General features: G+C 60.7%; 15 protein-coding genes. 5 read left to right on the forward strand and 10 right to left on the reverse strand.

The genetic code is table 11. The features are described 5' to 3' along the window. Window positions 1-8: 8 nt before the first annotated feature. The 5 genes from AC097R_RS11305 to AC097R_RS11325 all read right to left on the reverse strand — a co-directional run bounded on the left by AC097R_RS11305 (window position 9) and on the right by AC097R_RS11325 (window position 4,846). The gene (locus AC097R_RS11305) at window positions 9-725 is read right to left on the reverse strand and encodes a MotA/TolQ/ExbB proton channel family protein (protein WP_479598211.1); all 717 of its coding nucleotides are present in this window, start codon (window positions 723-725) and stop codon (window positions 9-11) included. Between the two features lie 28 nt (window positions 726-753). Beyond that, entirely contained in the window at window positions 754-1,470 is a 717-nt protein-coding gene (locus tag AC097R_RS11310; RefSeq protein WP_479598212.1) for an energy transducer TonB, read from the reverse strand. A 56-nt stretch (window positions 1,471-1,526) separates the two neighbouring features. Beyond that, the gene (locus AC097R_RS11315; protein ID WP_479598213.1) at window positions 1,527-2,210 is read right to left on the reverse strand and encodes a Fe2+-dependent dioxygenase; all 684 of its coding nucleotides are present in this window, start codon (window positions 2,208-2,210) and stop codon (window positions 1,527-1,529) included. Between the two features lie 32 nt (window positions 2,211-2,242). Continuing rightward, on the reverse strand, window positions 2,243-4,387 hold the full coding sequence (locus tag AC097R_RS11320; RefSeq protein WP_479598214.1) for a TonB-dependent receptor: 2,145 nt from the start codon (window positions 4,385-4,387) through the stop codon (window positions 2,243-2,245). A 243-nt stretch (window positions 4,388-4,630) separates the two neighbouring features. Next, the gene (locus AC097R_RS11325; protein WP_479598215.1) at window positions 4,631-4,846 is read right to left on the reverse strand and encodes a (2Fe-2S)-binding protein; all 216 of its coding nucleotides are present in this window, start codon (window positions 4,844-4,846) and stop codon (window positions 4,631-4,633) included. 184 nt (window positions 4,847-5,030) lie between these two features. Between AC097R_RS11325 and AC097R_RS11330 the strand changes: the two genes are divergently transcribed. Then, a complete protein-coding gene (locus AC097R_RS11330; protein WP_479598216.1) occupies window positions 5,031-5,852 on the forward strand; it encodes a substrate-binding periplasmic protein in 822 nt (273 codons plus the stop codon). A gap of 46 nt (window positions 5,853-5,898) precedes the next feature. Here the strand turns inward: AC097R_RS11330 and AC097R_RS11335 are convergent, their stop codons facing one another. The 5 genes from AC097R_RS11335 to bfr all read right to left on the reverse strand — a co-directional run bounded on the left by AC097R_RS11335 (window position 5,899) and on the right by bfr (window position 11,258). After that, entirely contained in the window at window positions 5,899-6,999 is a 1,101-nt protein-coding gene (locus tag AC097R_RS11335) for a DUF1513 domain-containing protein (protein WP_479598217.1), read from the reverse strand. After that, on the reverse strand, window positions 6,992-8,068 hold the full coding sequence (locus AC097R_RS11340) for an imelysin family protein (protein WP_479598218.1): 1,077 nt from the start codon (window positions 8,066-8,068) through the stop codon (window positions 6,992-6,994). Before AC097R_RS11340 ends, AC097R_RS11335 begins: the two co-directional genes overlap by 8 nt. Continuing rightward, window positions 8,065-9,510 (reverse strand): di-heme oxidoreductase family protein, encoded by a 1,446-nt coding sequence (locus AC097R_RS11345; RefSeq protein ID WP_479598219.1) that lies wholly within the window; start codon window positions 9,508-9,510, stop codon window positions 8,065-8,067. Before AC097R_RS11345 ends, AC097R_RS11340 begins: the two co-directional genes overlap by 4 nt. Beyond that, on the reverse strand, window positions 9,507-10,619 hold the full coding sequence (locus AC097R_RS11350; protein WP_479599537.1) for an imelysin family protein: 1,113 nt from the start codon (window positions 10,617-10,619) through the stop codon (window positions 9,507-9,509). The genes AC097R_RS11345 and AC097R_RS11350 overlap by 4 nt, the downstream gene beginning before the upstream one ends. Before the next feature lie 162 nt (window positions 10,620-10,781). Continuing rightward, complete coding sequence (gene bfr / locus AC097R_RS11355; protein ID WP_479598220.1) at window positions 10,782-11,258, reverse strand: bacterioferritin; 477 nt, start codon at window positions 11,256-11,258, stop codon at window positions 10,782-10,784. 183 nt (window positions 11,259-11,441) lie between these two features. Between bfr and AC097R_RS11360 the strand changes: the two genes are divergently transcribed. From AC097R_RS11360 to AC097R_RS11375, 4 genes are all read left to right on the forward strand, one after another. Then, window positions 11,442-11,759: a hypothetical protein gene (locus tag AC097R_RS11360; protein ID WP_479598221.1), complete on the forward strand. Its 318-nt coding sequence runs from the start codon at window positions 11,442-11,444 to the stop codon at window positions 11,757-11,759. Further along, window positions 11,756-11,965, forward strand: coding sequence for a hypothetical protein (locus tag AC097R_RS11365; RefSeq protein WP_479598222.1), 210 nt, complete (start codon window positions 11,756-11,758; stop codon window positions 11,963-11,965). Before AC097R_RS11360 ends, AC097R_RS11365 begins: the two co-directional genes overlap by 4 nt. A gap of 69 nt (window positions 11,966-12,034) precedes the next feature. Continuing rightward, window positions 12,035-13,285 carry a DUF2325 domain-containing protein gene (locus tag AC097R_RS11370; RefSeq protein ID WP_479598223.1) on the forward strand — a complete coding sequence of 417 codons (1,251 nt, stop codon included), beginning with the start codon at window positions 12,035-12,037 and terminating at the stop codon, window positions 13,283-13,285. Between the two features lie 265 nt (window positions 13,286-13,550). Continuing rightward, entirely contained in the window at window positions 13,551-15,716 is a 2,166-nt protein-coding gene (locus AC097R_RS11375) for a TonB-dependent hemoglobin/transferrin/lactoferrin family receptor (protein ID WP_479598224.1), read from the forward strand. Window positions 15,717-15,797 lie beyond the last annotated feature (81 nt).

Raw genomic sequence — 15,797 nt, forward strand, 5'->3', positions numbered from 1 at the left:
GGTGTTCCTCAGGCCTTCTTCATGGCAACGACCTTGCCATCGACATTGCTGTTGCCCACGCGGGCGCCGGTCACAAAGTAGGCGTGCAGGTCGTGTGCAAAGCGGTTCAGCTTGGTCAGGATGGACTTGTTGCCACGCACCAGCGCGTTGTAACCCAGCACGGCGGGAATGGCCACGGCCAGGCCCAGTGCCGTCATGATCAGCGCCTCGCCAATGGGGCCAGCGACCTTGTCAATGGTGGCCGAGCCGGCAGCGCCGATGCCCATCAGCGCGTGGTAAATGCCCCAGACCGTGCCAAACAGACCCACAAATGGCGCGGTGGAACCGACGGAGGCCAGGATGGCCAGGCCGCTCTGGAAGCGGGCCGTGCTGTCATCAATGCTGTTGCGCAGGGAGCGGCTGATCCAGTCGCTGATGTCCAGCGCGTCGTGCAGCTGGGTTTGCGTGTTGCGGTGGTGGGCGGTGGCTTCTTTGCCGGCGTGAGCCAGTTCCACAAACGGGTTGCCGTCTTGCTGGCCCAGGGCCTTCATGCCGGTGCTGAAGTCTTCGCTGTGCCAGAAGGTTTCGGTGCGCTGGCCCAGCGATTTGTATTTGAAGATGTCCAGTGCCTTGATCAGGATCACGATCCATGACGACAGTGACATGACCAGCAGCAGCACTGCAACGGATTTGGTGACCCAGTCGCCTTGGGTCCAGAGGGTGATGAGTCCGAGTTGCGATTCCATTTAACTACTCCAAAAAATTCAAGAAAAATCAGTTCAATACCCAGTTCACGGGCACGTCAAACCACATGGCCTCGGCCACGCCACCGCGCTTGCCGGGGACATAGCGCCATTTCATGACGGTGGTCAAAGCCGCTTGGTCCAGGCGTTCAAAGCCGCTGGACGTTTTGATGCTGGGTTGCGAGGCCTGGCCGTCAGTCCCAATCAGCACGCGAATGACTACCTTGCCTGTTTCGTGCAGGCGTTTGCTGATGGCGGGGTAAGCGGGCTTGGGGTTGTTCAGGTAGTCCGCATCGCTGGACGGCAGTTCCACCTTAGGCGGTGCAGGGGGCGAAGGCGGTGCGTTGGAGGTGTGGCCCGTGTTGGTGCTGGCCGGGGTCGCCGCTACCGCGGTGGGCGCTGCTTCCGATGGCGCGGGGACATTGGCCGATGGGGCGATCGCCAGAGGTGTGGGCGCGGGTTGTTGTGCGACGGCCGGGGTTGGGGTGGGCAACGTCGGCTTGGGTGTGGGCGCCTTGACCTGGACTTTGGGTTGCGGCAGCGGCTGGGGCTTTTGCTCCGGGGCTGGCGGCGCCATCATCTCCACCAGAATTTCCGCAGGCACGATCACTTCGGCCACACGGCGCAGCAGGCCGCTTTGCATGGCCCATAGCACGGCAACGTGAAACACGACCACACTGATGACGATGGTGGTGTTGCGGCTCACCGTGGGCAGTGCGCTGGGAGAACGTAGGGCGTTGGTAGACATTGTTTGGGCAGGCGTCAAAACAGCAATCGGGCGGTCGGAATGGGGGGGGGGAGGATTCAGGTGTCTGCCCACATGCGCAGCAGGTTGTGGTACACGCCGGTGAGCGCCGTGGTTTCATCCGACTCCCCCAGGCGCTGGCGCAGGCCCAGCAGGTTCATGTCCAGCTCGTACAGGGTGCGCCGCTGCTCATCGCTGCGCACCATGCTCTCAATCCAGAAAAAACACGCGACGCGGTGGCCCCGCGTGACCGGCTTCACCTGGTGCAGGCTGGTGCCGGGGTAGAGCACCATGTGGCCCGCGGGCAGCTTGATCGCCTGCTCGCCATAGGTGTCGGCAATGCACAACTCGCCACCGTCATAGTCTTGCGGGTTGGACAGGAACACGGTGCACGACACATCGGTACGCACACGCACGCCGGTGCCCGGGGTGTAGCGCACCGAGCCGTCGATATGGTTGCCGTAAAAATTGCTGTCGCCGCCATAGCGGTTCAAGCGCGGCGGAAACACTTTCTTGGGCAAGGTCGCCGAGAAAAACGTAGGACTGCGGTCCAGTGCGCGCAGCACCATCGCACGGATGGTGCGCGCCGCTTCGCTGTCATGGTCCAACTGCTCGTTGTTCTTCACCTGCTTGGCCTGCTCCCCCGCCCCCGCCTTGCCATCCACCCAAGGGGCTGCGGCTAGCAGGGTTTGGGCTAGGGCAACTTCTTCAGGATTGAGGATGTCAGGCAGGTGCAGGAGCATGGCGGCGGCTAGCTTTGGTGGACTAAAAGGCTTTAGAACTTGATGTTCATGGTGACCTGCAAATTACGACCGGCACCTGGCAGGTAGTGGCCGTTGTAGACGGCATCCGCGTACAGCTTGTCGGTGACATTGATCAAGTTGCCTTTGAGAGTGACTTTCTCAGAGAACTTATATTCGGTCATCAGATCCAGCGTGGCGTAGGGGCGGGTTTGAACGTCACGGTTGGTATTTGCGTACTCTTCACTGCGGAAGTTGATGCCGCCACCGAAGCGAAATTCGGGGGTCAGCTGGTATGTGCTCCATACGGTGCCACTGTGGACCGGGGTCAATCCTGGGCGCGAACCTTCTGCGTTGGTACTGTTTGCCGCTTGAGTGCAATTGCCCGTCGCGGGGCAGGGAGCCGCTGCTTCCACTTTAGCGTGAGGCATCCACATGTAGGACCCAAATATCTCCCACTTATTGGTCAGCATGCCTGAAATGTCTAGTTCTACGCCCGCAGTGCTGCGCCGGCCGGATAGTAGCTGGGTAGCCGCAGCCGAATCTGGATCCGTGTTACGTTCATTGAATTTTGTGGAATGGAATATTGCCCAGCGTGTGCTGAAACGCTTGTCAGCACTATCAAGCTTGGCTCCCAACTCAATATTTCTACTTTGCTCAGGTGCAGCGTTTGCAGTGTTCGCCGCATAGGAGTATGTGTCAGCAGAGGTATTGAACGACGTGCCGTAGGAGAAGTGATAAGAAGTGAGCTCATTGGGTTGATACAACGCACCTAGACGTTGGCTCCAGTCGCCAATACTTTGGTCGTATGCGCCGTTCATCTTGCCGGTGGCAGTGTCGTAGCTTGCGAAATTCCCACGCATACGGTCATAGCGAAGTCCGCCCAAGACCTTCCAATGTTCCGCCACTTGCACCAAGTCTTGGGCGTAGAAACCGATGTTGTCAGCCTCAAAGACACCAGATTTTGCAATCGGGCGACCGTTCTCGTCGTACGACGCGTTGGTGTTGGGGGTTCCTACGGTGGTCGCCGCCTTGTTAGATGTTCCAGTGGGGGTGTAGGTGTTTTTTGCCTCCATGGCTAGGTCCACCCCAGTCAGCAGCTCATGTTTGTAGCCTAAAGCAATGAACTTGTTGCTGTAGTCACTCTGCGCGTAGGTGCCATGAAAATCTTGAATCTTGTTCCGACCGTTGTTATTGCTGTGGTTCAGCACGGTAGAGTCAGAAACATTGCTCGCGTTAGTACCAGCGGCGTAATTTAGAGTGTCCGTGCGCATATCCCGGGTGTAAACCCCATTACGCACTTGGGTTTTGAGTTCGCTGTCGTCATCGAAGCGATGGGTGTGGCTAAGCGTCAAATGGTTGGCTGTGCTTCTGTTGTAGTCGCTGGCCAGACCATAATTGTTGGACGGGTTCACGTTCAACATTGCGCGCTCGGATGAGCCTGGGGCTGCCAAAAGCCACGGCACACCAAGGTTCATGCCATTGTTGTTATCTAGGGTATACACACTGACGGAATATTCGTCCGTGGTACCAATACCGAAGCGGTAATTTGCGGCCAAGCCTTTTTTGTCGATTTTGGCGCCAGCAGCGTTGTTGTCCGCTTTGGTCACCATGGCGTTGATTCGCAGACCTGCGTCTTCGCCAGTCTTGATGTTGAAGTCACCGGCAACGCGGCGATAGTTGTAGCTACCCAATGCAGTGGTGACTTCGCTCTCGTCAATGGCACGTGCCTGTTTACTTACCTGATTGACTGCCCCCCCCGTGGAGCCACGACCAAACAACATGGACGCGGAGCCTCGCAAAAGTTCAATGCGGTCGTTGTTAAAAGTGTCACGGTCATAGAACGCAGGGTCGCGCAAGCCATCCAGAAAAATGTCGCCGGTGGTCGCGAGTGAAAAGCCTCGCAGGCGAATGTCTTCTTCGCCACCTTCGGCGGCCTGGAAGGTCACACCAGCGGTGTTGTGCAACACGTCCTTCAAGGTCTCTTGATTGCGATCATCCATCAGCTTCTCGGTTACCACGGTGATGGATTGCGGGATATCACGTAAATCCTGCTTGCCTTTGCCGATCGTGGTGGTCGTGGCGCGCACCGAGTCTTTGCCCTGGGCTTCTTCGGCTTTTTCAACGATCGTGACCGGCTTGAGAGTTTTGACCTCAGCGTCGTTGACTTGTTGCGCCATAGCACTCATGGAGCCGGCTAGGAGCATGGCGCCCAACGGAAGCAAGGGGGCCGTGTGCGGGGTGTTCGGGCGGGGGAGGGGAGAAGCAGGGGCAAGTTGTGGCATAGCGCTAAGTCGTCTGGGTGGAGGGCTGGCTGGCTATGTCAGAACTGCCTAAAAAGGCCGCCTGAAGTGGCTTGCTATAAAAAACTAACGGGGTGTAAACAAGAAGCGTTCTTGTTTGCGGTAAAAAAAAGCAACTGATTACCGGTGCATGGACAACGCGATGGGCATCCAGGTTTGCGTTGCAAGGCTGGCTTGGGCATGGCATTGGTCGATAACTTCGCGGGCGCAGTCTTCGCACCGTCCGCACTGGGAGGCAACCCCCAGTTCGAATTGGATGTCGTCGAAGCCCTTGCCTTCGCTGGCGTGCAGAGCGATCTCTTTTTCCGTGACGCGGCGGCAAACACAAACAATCATGGTGAATCAGTAAGTGGCTAATTTTTGATAAGTGAATTCTAAATGAGAATCCATCGCATTTGTATTCAGTGTAAAGAAATATGTCGATTTTTTTGCCATTTATGTGACATTGGCCACCGCGCGACAACTCGGCTTGCAGCGGGGCTGGGTGATACTGCGGGCAGTCGTTGTGAATGGAGTCACCATGAAACCGCCCGCTACAAGGGGGACGTGGGACGAGGGCGGGCGTTGGCTAGGGGCCATGCTGGCCGGATGGGTCCTGCTGATTGCTGCATGCGCTGCGCATGCCCAAGTGCCGCCTCTGCTGGTGCTGGGAACCTCGCGTCCGGATAACAATTATGTGGGGCGCCTGCTGCGCCGTACCTACCAGGAGCTGTTCAGCCGCCTGGGCATTCCGCTGGAGATTCGCACCACGCCCTCAGCACGCCTGAGCATGGAGCTGGCGTCGGACCGCATTGATGGGGATGTGGCGCGCCCTTTGGCATTTGCCGAGAGCCAGCCCGGCCTGATTCGCGTGGACGAGCAGATCTTGTCCATCGGGTTTGCACTCTGGGCCGTCAACCCCAAATACACGTTGCAGCGACTGGACCAGTTGCCGGACTCGGGATGGTCGGTGAACTTCACGCGTGGGGTGGTGGAGTGCGAACGCCTGCTGCAAGGCTTGTTGCCGGCCAGCCGTGTGGTCGACGTCACGACAACTATCAATGCGCTGAACCTGCTGCACCATGGGCGCAACGACCTGCACTGCGGGATCGACCTAGCTGTGTTGTCGGATGCCAGTGGGCAGGAGTTGAATGGCCTGCCGCCGCCCATCAAGGTGCTCAGCATCGGTGAGCCACTGCCGCTGTACTTTTACCTGCAACGCAAGCATGCCGCCTTGCTGCCGCAGATTGAAACCACGCTGAGAAAAATGAAGGCCGAAGGCTTGCTGGAGCAGTACCGCAAAGAGGCCATGGTGGAGTTCAAACTCCTGCCAGCTCCCAAACCGGCGGCGGCAAGCCGTTAAGAAAGAAATGGGGCTCTAGCCTCCATTTTCATTGCGCGAGTAGCTACTAAAACGATAGCAATGTGGCGTGGTTATCCCACGGTGTGTGCACACCGTAACGCAGGGGTTGTTGCGCACCGTCACGGTAGAGCAAGGCGGCTTCGTCCCCGCCCACCATCCACCGCCCGCCATCGGCCGCCAGCGCACCTGCACCGGGCAACACCTGGCTTTGCGGGCTGTGGCCCTGGTGCGTCCACGATGCCAGCCAGCCCGCATGCGGGGCGCTGATCCAAAAGCGGTCTGCCGTGCAGCAGACGTCGCCCGCATAGCCATCCCAGGCGGGTGGCGCACCGGTGGCCGCATCCCAAGGGATGGCACGCAGTTGCTCTCCCTCCAGCAGCGCCAGTGCCGGGGCGCGGCTGCGTGCTACGGGGGCGGCGTGTTCGGCCTGCAAGGCTACGGCCACGGTGCCGTTGGGCGCGATGGCCAGATGGCGCAGGCTGAGATAAGGGTCTTCAAGGCGGTACTGCGCAAGTGCGGCCCCCGTTGCCGCATCGAGCCGCGTGAGGTTGGGCTCCATGCGGCCCACGTTGAGCTTGCGCCGCCCGGTTTCGGGCAGGTTCAGAATGCCACCGTTGGCCACCAGCACGGTGCCGGCAGGCTCCAGCAGCAGGGCGTGGGGGCCAATGCCGCCGCTGGGAAATTCACGCAGCTTTTCCAGGCTCAGCAGATCACGCTCGGCAAGCAGGCCCTGGCCGGTTTCGCCATCGGTCTCGGTGGTGAAAAACGTCTTGCCGCTGGCCGACAGCGCAACGTGGCCGCCCAGGTAGCGGTCGTCTTCCATGGTGTGCCATTGCAGGGCCCGGCCGCGCTGCACATCCATGCGCATCAGGTATTCGCCGGGACGCCGCGCGAGCACCAACGCCTGCTGCGCCGGGCCACGGCTGCTGGGCACCAGCAGCAACTGGTGGGCCCGCGCGGGGAGGGCGATGCCGCGGGGTGGCTGGCCGGGTGACCACACCCCGGCCCAAGATTGCTCGCCGCGCATCCAGGCGGTCAGCACACGGGGTGGGGTGGGTGGGGCGGCCTGGCTGCCCCAGGCGCTGGCGCCCAGGCCCAACAGGGCCGCCTGGGCCAACAGGCTGCGGCGCGTGGGGTGTTCAGTCACCATCAGCGTCGGTAAAACCCATGCTGATGTGCAGCACAGTGTCGGCCAGGCCGCTCAGGAACTGCGAGAGTTGCGCAAGCGCCTGATGGGCTGTGCGCAGTGATGCGGCATTGTCGGGCCGTGCACGCGCACCGCTGCGCAGTGCCGCCAGGGTGAGGCGTTGCAGCTGTCGGCTGGGCTGGGGCGTGTCATTGCCCAGCAGCAAGCCCTGCAGGCTGCCGGCCACCGGCCAGTCGGGCCGTGCGGCCTGTGCGGCGGCAGATCCGACCAGAAACGCCTGTAGGCCTTGCAGCTGGGCCTGCCAGGCGGCGGCGGTTTGCCCGCTCACGCCGCGCACCCACAGCGAGACTTCTTTGCCACGCGTATCGGGCACCATCTTCTTGATGCGCAGCTGGTCCAGTCCGCCCACGGCTTGGCCATACCACTCGCCATAGAGTGCCGCGGCCTCTTCTTCGCTGCGTGGCGCCGTGGCCATGGTGCGGTAGCCGTCCAGCAAGAGGGTGCATTCGTTCAGGATGTGCTGTGTCAGCAGCTGGGCGTAGTGTTGGCTGGATGGGGTGGCGGGCAGACGCCAGAACATCCACTCCAGCGCGGGCAGTCCCCGGGCAGCGCTGCCTACGGATTCAATCTGTTCGGGTGTCAAAGGGCTGGCCGCGTTGGCATCCAGCTGGCGCTGGATTTGCGCGGGCCGCGTGGGCCAGAAATCGATGGACCGTGCGGCGCGGCGCTCCAGCAGCGGCCCGACGGCCACGGCGGCCAAGCGCTCCCAATGCAACATGGTCTGCACCCACAAGGGTTGCTGGGTTTGCCACTGCGTGGCGGGCTGGGCCAACGATTGGTAAAGCGCGGTCGCGCTTTGCTGCAAGGCTTCGGCCGCCGGAATGTAATGGCCCTGCAAGAGTGCCTGCACCCGTTGGCGCGCAGACAGGAAGGGACCCGTGCTGGCCGACGTTCCGGCGCAGCTGTCAAACGAGGTTTGGGCTGCTACGCTTTTAGGAGCTGCTTGCGCAATATCCATGAGGGCTAGCGCGCCAAAAGGCATGCAGGCGAGAAGGGCGCGTCGTTTCACAGGGACTCCACAAAGGCGATCAGCGCCTGCCGGTCGCGGGCGTTGAGTTGCAGCACATTGTGCTTGGCAGCCTGCGCTTCACCGCCGTGCCAGAGGATGGCTTCCAGCACGCCGTTGGCGCGACCGTCGTGCATCAGTCTGCGGTGGCCGTTCACCTCATGCACCAGGCCCACGCCCCATAGCGGCGGTGTTTTCCATTGCTGGCCGTTTGCAGCAAAGTCCGGGCGGCCGTCGGCTAGGTCCGGGCCCATGTCGTGCAACAGCAGGTCGGTATAGGGCCAGATCTTCTGGCCCTGCACTTTGGGGCTGGTCAAACGCGGGAACGGCGCTTCGCCCGTGGTGTAGCTGGGGCGGTGGCAGGCACTGCACTGGGCCTGGGCAAACAGGGCTTGGCCGCGCAGCACATTCACATCGTTCACATTGCGTCGCGCGGCGGGGGCCAGGGTGGACTCGTAGAAGATGACGTCGGACAGTGTGCGGTCGTCGATCTCGGGGGCTTTACCCAGGGCGCCACGCGGTGCGGCGAGGCAATCTTTCTGCGTGGGGGTGCAGGCCTCATCTGGGTGCTGGGTGGAGGTGATTCCCATGTCCCCCAGGAAGGCGCCCGCCGTCTGGCTGGCCACGCTGGCCTGGTTGGCTTTCCAGCCAAAGCGGCCAATGCGCAGGGCCTGGGCAAAGTCGTCCCACACGCGGTTGGGCTGGCCTTTGACCGGGCCCGGCGCGGCAGCCTGAACTGCGGCGTTGGCCAAAATGTCTTGTTCGGCAATCGCTTCAAGCAGTCCCACGCCTGCCATTTGCGGCGCAATGCGCGGGCTCAGCAGGGCGCCGGGCGCCAGCGGACCGTAGGCCAGGTTCGTCAGGCTGTAAAGCGGCTTGCGCAAGGTGTACGCCGTGCCGTCGGCGAATTTCCCGTGCAGGTTTTGGTAGCGAATGCGTACCTGGCCTTCGGGTTGCACGCCCTGGATGGCCGCGTTGTTGAGCTGGTCGCCATACACAGGGTCGGGCACCACGCCGCCATGTTCACCCACGCCAGGGACGGACAGGCGTATCAGCAGGGCCACCGGTGGTTCGCTCAGGCCCTTGCGGAAATCGGGCGGGGCACCACGGCCGTCCTGCACATGGCAGCCGCCGCAGGAGCGGGCGATGAAGTGCGGCCCCAGGCCATCGCGGGCGGTGGTGGAGGCGGGGGCCTCCACCCAGTTGCGGCGGAAGAAAGAATTGCCCACGGCAAAGCGCGCACGCTCGTCGTCGTCCAGCGTGGGCAGGGGCATGGAAAAGGCGTTGCGCCCGGTCGCAAAGGCAGTGGCCTCGCCGGCCGTGAGTTCACCCTGAACCACGCCGGAGAGGTCGGTATCGCTGTGGCCCCATAGGGGCCATGTCAACGCTGCAATGGCGCCCGCCACAGTCAGCGCCATGCCGACTTTTTGACGGGCCCGCATCATTTGGTCTGGGCCAGTTTGGTGATGCCCAGGGCCGCTGCGGCCTCGGTGATGTCTTTGGACTGTTGCACCAGGCTGTCAATCGTCTTTTGCACGCGGATGCGGCCAGGCGCGTCCTTGTTGCCCACGATTTCGCGGTCAAACGGGGCCTGGATGGCGTTGGCGTTGGCCACGCTTTGGGCGATCTGCTTGCTCACCTTGTCGGCCAAAGCCGCATCTTTGACGGCCACCAGGTCCTTGAGCGAAGCCCCTTGCACCACGCTACCGTCCAGGCGCTTATAGCTGCCCAACCAAACGTTTTCAATGCCCTGGGCATTGGCCACTACATCGCGGTGGGTGTTGTCGGAGAAGCAGGAGTGCTCGTCTTCCTTGTCCTGGGTGTTCATCGCCACTTCCAGGCGTTCACCGGCCAGCTCGCCGCGCGACAACGAGCCCAGGCCCACGATCATCTTGCGTACGGACTGGATGCCGCCTTGCTCAAACTTGGCACGGTAGTTTTTGGCCGATGGTTGCCAAGCTTTGACGAGGTAGCCCAGGTCGTCGATCAGCAGTTCGGTGACGGTGTTCAGGTAGGCACGGCGGCGGTCCGCATTGGGGGCCTTGCCGGTCACATAGTCTTCAAACGAGCGGTCACCGGGGCCGGTTTCGCTCAGGTCCTGGCCCCAGAGCAGGAATTCGATGGCGTGCCAGCCGGCGGCGATGTTTTCCTCACCGCCGCGCTCATTGAGTTTGGCCAAGCTGGCCTTGTTGATCTTGACCTTGGGGTTGTTGACAATGCCCGACGCGGGCTTGCCCACCACGCGGTCGATATAGGACTCGTCCAGCGGCCAGGAATTCAGGCGACCTTCGGGGCCTTTGGCGTCGTCAATGGGGCCGCTGTAGAAGCGGAAGGCTTCTGTCTGGCCGTAAAACTCGCGCGCGGCCAGCCAGGCCTTGCGGGCATCCGCCAAGCCTTGTTCCGAAGGGGCGGCCGTGAAAGCATGGATGGCCTTTTGCAGGGCGTGGGCGCTGGTCAGCACGTCACTGTAGTTGGCATACACCAGGGCAGCGTACTGCTGCACCACGGCCTTGGGCTCGGTGGTCTGAGCGTGGGCGGATACGCCCAGCAACATGGCGACGCTGAGCAGGCTGGCCTGGAGGAAATGACGCTTGTGCATGAAAGCCTTTCAATGGTGCAAAGTGATCTTGGGCCACATAATAATGCAAATCGTTCTCATTTGTGACGCAAAAAAAGCCAGCGAATGCTGGCTGTGCGATGAAAAAGTGGGGGCGGCTTAGGACAGCTCGCCCATCTGGCTCTGCAAGTAGTTTTGCAAACCGACTTTGGCGATGAGTTCGATCTGGGTTTCCAGAAAGTCGATGTGCTCTTCGGTGTCGTCCAGGATTTTTTGCAGCAGATCACGTGAGACATAGTCGCGCACCGATTCGCAGTGGGCGATGCCGGCCTTGATCGTGGCTTGCGCGCCTACTTCCGCTTTCAGGTCGCAGGCCAGGCACTCGGGCACGTCTTCGCCGACCAGGATCTTCGCCATGTCCTGCAGATTGGGCAGGCCATCGAGCATGAAGATGCGGTCCATCAGCAGGTCTGCATGCTTCATCTCTCCAATGGATTCAGAGTATTCCTTCTTGGCGAGCTTCTCCAGACCCCAGTGCTTGTACATGCGGTAGTGCAAGAAATACTGGTTGATGGCGGTGAGTTCGTTCTTCAGTTGGGCCTGCAAATGGCCAATGACTTGTGCGTCGCCTTTCATGGGGAACTCCTTTGAATCAAACCCGCATTATGGCCAGCGCCGCGGGGTGTTCCAGCGTTTTGTGCTGCGGATATGAGAGAAATTCCTTTGAATCTAAATGGTTTTGCAAATGAGAATGATTCGCATATACTGAAAACCATGCGAAATACATCGCAGGCCCACAGAAGGACCCAAGGAGACGCCATGCAAAGCACCCCTGTCACACCCAGTACCACCGAGGAATACACCATGCCCTGTGCCGAAGCCTTGCTGGCTGGCACGTTGGCGCTGATGACTGGCCATGTGCAGGCCTGCTGCGGCGCACACCGCGAAGCCATGGTGGCAAAGATCGTCTCAAACCTGACCGCCCTGACCGAGGACCCCATGCTGTCGCCCGGCTTCAAGACCCTGCTGTGGTCTCTGCGTGGCCGCTGGGTTAGCCAAAGTCAGAGCAGCCCGCTGGCCCAACTGCCCAGTACAGAACGCGGTTTGTGGCACAGCAGCCCGGAGGCCGTGCAATGAGCACAACTCCGGCCCCAGGGCACACGCAGCGCTTGGTGGCGTCGGTCTACGGCTGGCGCACCTACCAGTCGTGGTGTGACTGCTGCACACCCGCTGCAGACACAGACGTGGCGGACAAGGTCCCCACGCTGAGTTCCCGACCCCGTAACAAGCCCGCCAGTCCGGTGCTGCCCTGGCGTAAGCGCCTTGCAGTGCCTGCAGAGTAAAAAATGCCCATAGCCCCCGTCAACAATGCGCAAGCAGCTATTGAAAAGATAGCATTTGGAGGTCCATCCATGCCTGTCAATGAACACAGCCACGGTGGCTTTTGTCACCACGAGACCGCTGCAGCTCCGGCCCAGGGCTCCCGGCGCAAACGCCTCTGGGATTTGGGCCACCAATGCCACTGCCCGCTGGTGGGAGTAAGTCTGCCTATCGACGTGCTGCGCCGGCTGGTCAACAAGGCCCTGGGCGGCAGTGCCGTGGCCAATGACTACGAGGTGCACGCCGGTGCCGTGTCTGAATGTGCGCGCCGCTCCAAACTGTCGGAGCTGATGCAGGCCGAGCTGGACGCGCGCTATGCACGCGAGATCCTCTGGTTCAAGACAGCCAAGAGCACGCTGGCGGTGGCCGACTTTTGGATCAAGTCGCTGAAAGCCGGGGATGTGGCGGGTGCCTTTTGGGCGGCCTTGACCCACCCGCGTTGCGATGTGCCGTTGCAAGAGGCCATGTGCAAAGACCTGCACATGTTCCAGCACCAGGCAGGAGCCGGCGTGCGACTGGAGATGACGCGCTTCAATGCTTTGGCGGAAGAGAACGCGGTGCTGACGCGCGAGTTGGGCAAAGTGCAAGAGCGCATCACGCGCGTAATCAGCCAGAAGACCGCAGATATCGAGCGCCTTAACGCCTTGTTGGTGCAAGCCCGGGCCGATGCCATCGCCAAGGACAGCCGCATCAACTTCATGGCGCAGGATCTGGAAGCCCTGCAAACCTCGATCCCTGAGCTGGAAGACAAGCAGCGCCTGCAAAGGCGGTTGGACCAGATGGCGCAGCGCCAAGTCGAACTGGAAGGCCAGAACGCCGAGTTGCGGCGCAAGTTGGCTGTGGCCGAAAAGGCTGCCGGCGGCGCCGTGCCGCGTGAGTCGGTGCCAAGCCCAGAAGAGGGCGCCCTCGTTGGCGTGCAGGCCATGGTGATCCAGCTGCACCAGAAGATGGTGCTGTGCGTAGGCGGGCGCAGCGGCAACATTGCCAACTACCGCGACGTGGTGGAGCGCGTGGGCGGTCGCTTTGCCCACCACGATGGCGGGGTGGAAGACAACGCGTCGGTGCTGGACGCCAACTTGGCCGCCGCGGATTTGGTGATTTGCCAGACCGGCTGCATCAGCCACAACGCGTATTGGCGTGTGAAGGATTTTTGCAAGCGCACCGGCAAACGTTGCGTGTTTGTCGAGAACCCCAGCGCATCGTCTCTGGAGCGTGGTTTGGCGCAGATCGCGGCGCCCAAATCGTTGGCGAGGGAAGTCACGCTGGGCGAGCCTTCCACGTGAAATAAATTTCGTTACAAATCTAAATGCGAATACTTCTCAAGTAGAATAAAGACTTCGAGTAGCAAGCTAAGTCCCCAGTCCGGTGTCAGCAAGACGCCCAAGTCCAGTGCCCAGCCAGCCAATGTGAAACCTTTGTTTTCTATGGGTGATGTGTATGGCTTGTGCAGGTATGTCGGGGCAGTTTTCTTTAACCAAACTGTCCTTGTGTTTGGGGTTGGTGTGGGGCAGCACGGTATTCGCGCAACCCGCCGCTGATGGTGAGGTGGTGAAACTCAAAGAAGTGGTTGTCACGGCCACGCGCAACGCAACGGACATCGACAACACTACGGCCACGGTGACCAGCATCGATCGCACCAAGCCGAGCGCTACGTTGGTTGCCGATGAGAGTGAGTTGTTCAAAGACGAGTCTGACGTGGCCTTTGCTCGCGATTTGCGCCGTCATGGCGCCACGCGCATCAACATCCGTGGCATTGAAGACAACCGCGTGGTGTCTTTGGTGGACGGTGTGCGTTTGGGTGACTTTTACAACGGTGGTGGCCCCACCAACTTCACCCAAAGTGCGGCTCCCGCTGTGCTGCCAGATTTCTTGAAGCGCATCGAAATCGTGCGTGGGCCTTCTTCCAGTCTGTATGGTTCGGACGCCATTGGTGGGGTGGTGGGCTATGTCACGTTGGACCCTGCCGATATTCTGAAAGACGGCGCATCTACCGGCGTGCGTTTGATTGGTGGCTACACCGGTGCCAACGAAGGACTGAATCAAACCGTCCTGGGTGCGTTTCGGGACAGTTCGGCCGAAGTGTTGCTGGGCTACAGCCACGCGACTGGCAAAGAGATGGCGAATATGGGAAGTGTGGGTGGCACATCGGTGAGCCGCAGCACCCCCAATCGGTTGAAATCCGAAGACCATGGCGTGCTCGGAAAAGTCACGTTCCAGCCCGCAACGGGGCACAAAATATCTGCCATGCTGGAAGGCCACGACCAGCAGGTGGACTCCAATATCTACCGCATGGCATCGTCATTGCCACGGGTCAGTTCTGTCAATGGTGAAGACAATGCGCGACGCATGCGCACCAGCTTGGAGTGGGAGCACAGCCCCACGAATCTGCCGATCTATGACCGGTTGACCGCGCGCCTTTACCAACAAGATTCCAGCACCCAGAACTACAACTTCCAAAACCGCACGAATACCACTGCGACTTGCTCTGCGACGACTGCCGGTGTCAATAACTGCTACATCGAAAGCGATTTCACGTTGAACCAGTCTGTATTGGGTACAGGTGTTCAATTGGAAAAACTGTTGTCCGCGGGTGGCGTGGATCACATGCTGACCTACGGCGCAGACCTGAGTCGCACACGTGTGGAAGAACTGCGAGACACACGGGTGTGGAACCGTACCACCGGCACCTTCACCAAATCGTTGGCCGGTGAAAACTATCCCTTGCGAGATTTCGCCATTGGCACCACCGACACGATAGGGGTGTATTTTCAAGATGAAATTTCGGGCCTGGCTGGTGGAAAGCTTTCGTTGACGCCTGGCATCCGTTTTGACCAGACACGGTTGACGCCGGAGGTGGATGTGCTCGCGCAGCAAATCCTTACCCTCAACAACCGGCAGGCTGCTTCCCAAACCCAAGCAGGTTTGTCGCCCAAGATTGGTGGCGTTTGGAAGTTTGACTCTGCAGTTTCCACGTTCGGGCAAATCTCGCGTGGGTTCCGGGCGCCCAACTACAACGAAGTCAATGGCGTATTCCGCAACACGGCCCAAAGCTACGGCGTCACACCCAATGCAGACCTGAAACCGGAAACCAGCATTGGCATGGAGCTGGGCGTGCGTGTAGGCAGCGGCAAGTTCAAAAGCCAATTCAGCGTGTTTGACAACCGCTACCAGGACTTCATTGACAGCGTGAAGCTGACTTGCCCCGGCAATCCGAATTGCATCTCGGGACTGGGCACCACGTACCAGTCCGTCAACCTGAGCAAGGTGCGCATCTTTGGTGCGGAAGCCCGCGCGAGCTGGGACTTTGCGCCCGGTTGGTCCACCAGCGGTTCTCTGGCATGGGCCCAAGGCAGCAACGAGGAAACCGGCGCGCCCATCAACAGCATCGAACCCATGCGCCTGAGTGCCAGTTTGGCCCGCGATTTTGGCGAGTGGGGCGTGGAAGGGCGCATGCGCGCAGCCAGCGACAAGGACCGCACCGATGACTCGGCGGGCGCGTGGTTTCGTCCCGGCGGCTACGCCGTGAGCGATGTGTCTGTGTGGTGGAAGGTCGGCCGCCATGCACAACTGACCGTAGCCATGAACAACGTCTTTGACAAGAAGTATTGGCTCTGGAGCGACATCCGCCAGGCGGATGCGAGCAACCCGGTGGGCGTTGATTTCTACAGCCAGCCCGGACGCAGTCTCAGCTTGGCCTTTCGTGCTGATTTTTGATCCCACGGGCCAGCATTTTGTAAAAGTTTGAAGACGGTGAGGGCGCCGCTTTACCAGGAGCCCCTCAGGGGGCTCCTCTTT

The sequence above is a fragment of the Rhodoferax sp. ZS1R25 genome (assembly GCF_056521335.1).

Coding starts and splice junctions, on each gene's coding strand:
- AC097R_RS11320 (WP_479598214.1), bottom strand. CDS start 4,387: ATGGCGCAACAAGTCAACGACGCTGAGGTCAAAACTCTCAAGCCGGTC.
- AC097R_RS11325 (WP_479598215.1), bottom strand. CDS start 4,846: ATGATTGTTTGTGTTTGCCGCCGCGTCACGGAAAAAGAGATCGCTCTG.
- AC097R_RS11310 (WP_479598212.1), bottom strand. CDS start 1,470: ATGTCTACCAACGCCCTACGTTCTCCCAGCGCACTGCCCACGGTGAGC.
- AC097R_RS11330 (WP_479598216.1), top strand. CDS start 5,031: ATGAAACCGCCCGCTACAAGGGGGACGTGGGACGAGGGCGGGCGTTGG.
- bfr (WP_479598220.1), bottom strand. CDS start 11,258: ATGAAAGGCGACGCACAAGTCATTGGCCATTTGCAGGCCCAACTGAAG.
- AC097R_RS11360 (WP_479598221.1), top strand. CDS start 11,442: ATGCAAAGCACCCCTGTCACACCCAGTACCACCGAGGAATACACCATG.
- AC097R_RS11345 (WP_479598219.1), bottom strand. CDS start 9,510: ATGATGCGGGCCCGTCAAAAAGTCGGCATGGCGCTGACTGTGGCGGGC.
- AC097R_RS11365 (WP_479598222.1), top strand. CDS start 11,756: ATGAGCACAACTCCGGCCCCAGGGCACACGCAGCGCTTGGTGGCGTCG.
- AC097R_RS11350 (WP_479599537.1), bottom strand. CDS start 10,619: ATGTTGCTGGGCGTATCCGCCCACGCTCAGACCACCGAGCCCAAGGCC.
- AC097R_RS11305 (WP_479598211.1), bottom strand. CDS start 725: ATGGAATCGCAACTCGGACTCATCACCCTCTGGACCCAAGGCGACTGG.
- AC097R_RS11370 (WP_479598223.1), top strand. CDS start 12,035: ATGCCTGTCAATGAACACAGCCACGGTGGCTTTTGTCACCACGAGACC.
- AC097R_RS11315 (WP_479598213.1), bottom strand. CDS start 2,210: ATGCTCCTGCACCTGCCTGACATCCTCAATCCTGAAGAAGTTGCCCTA.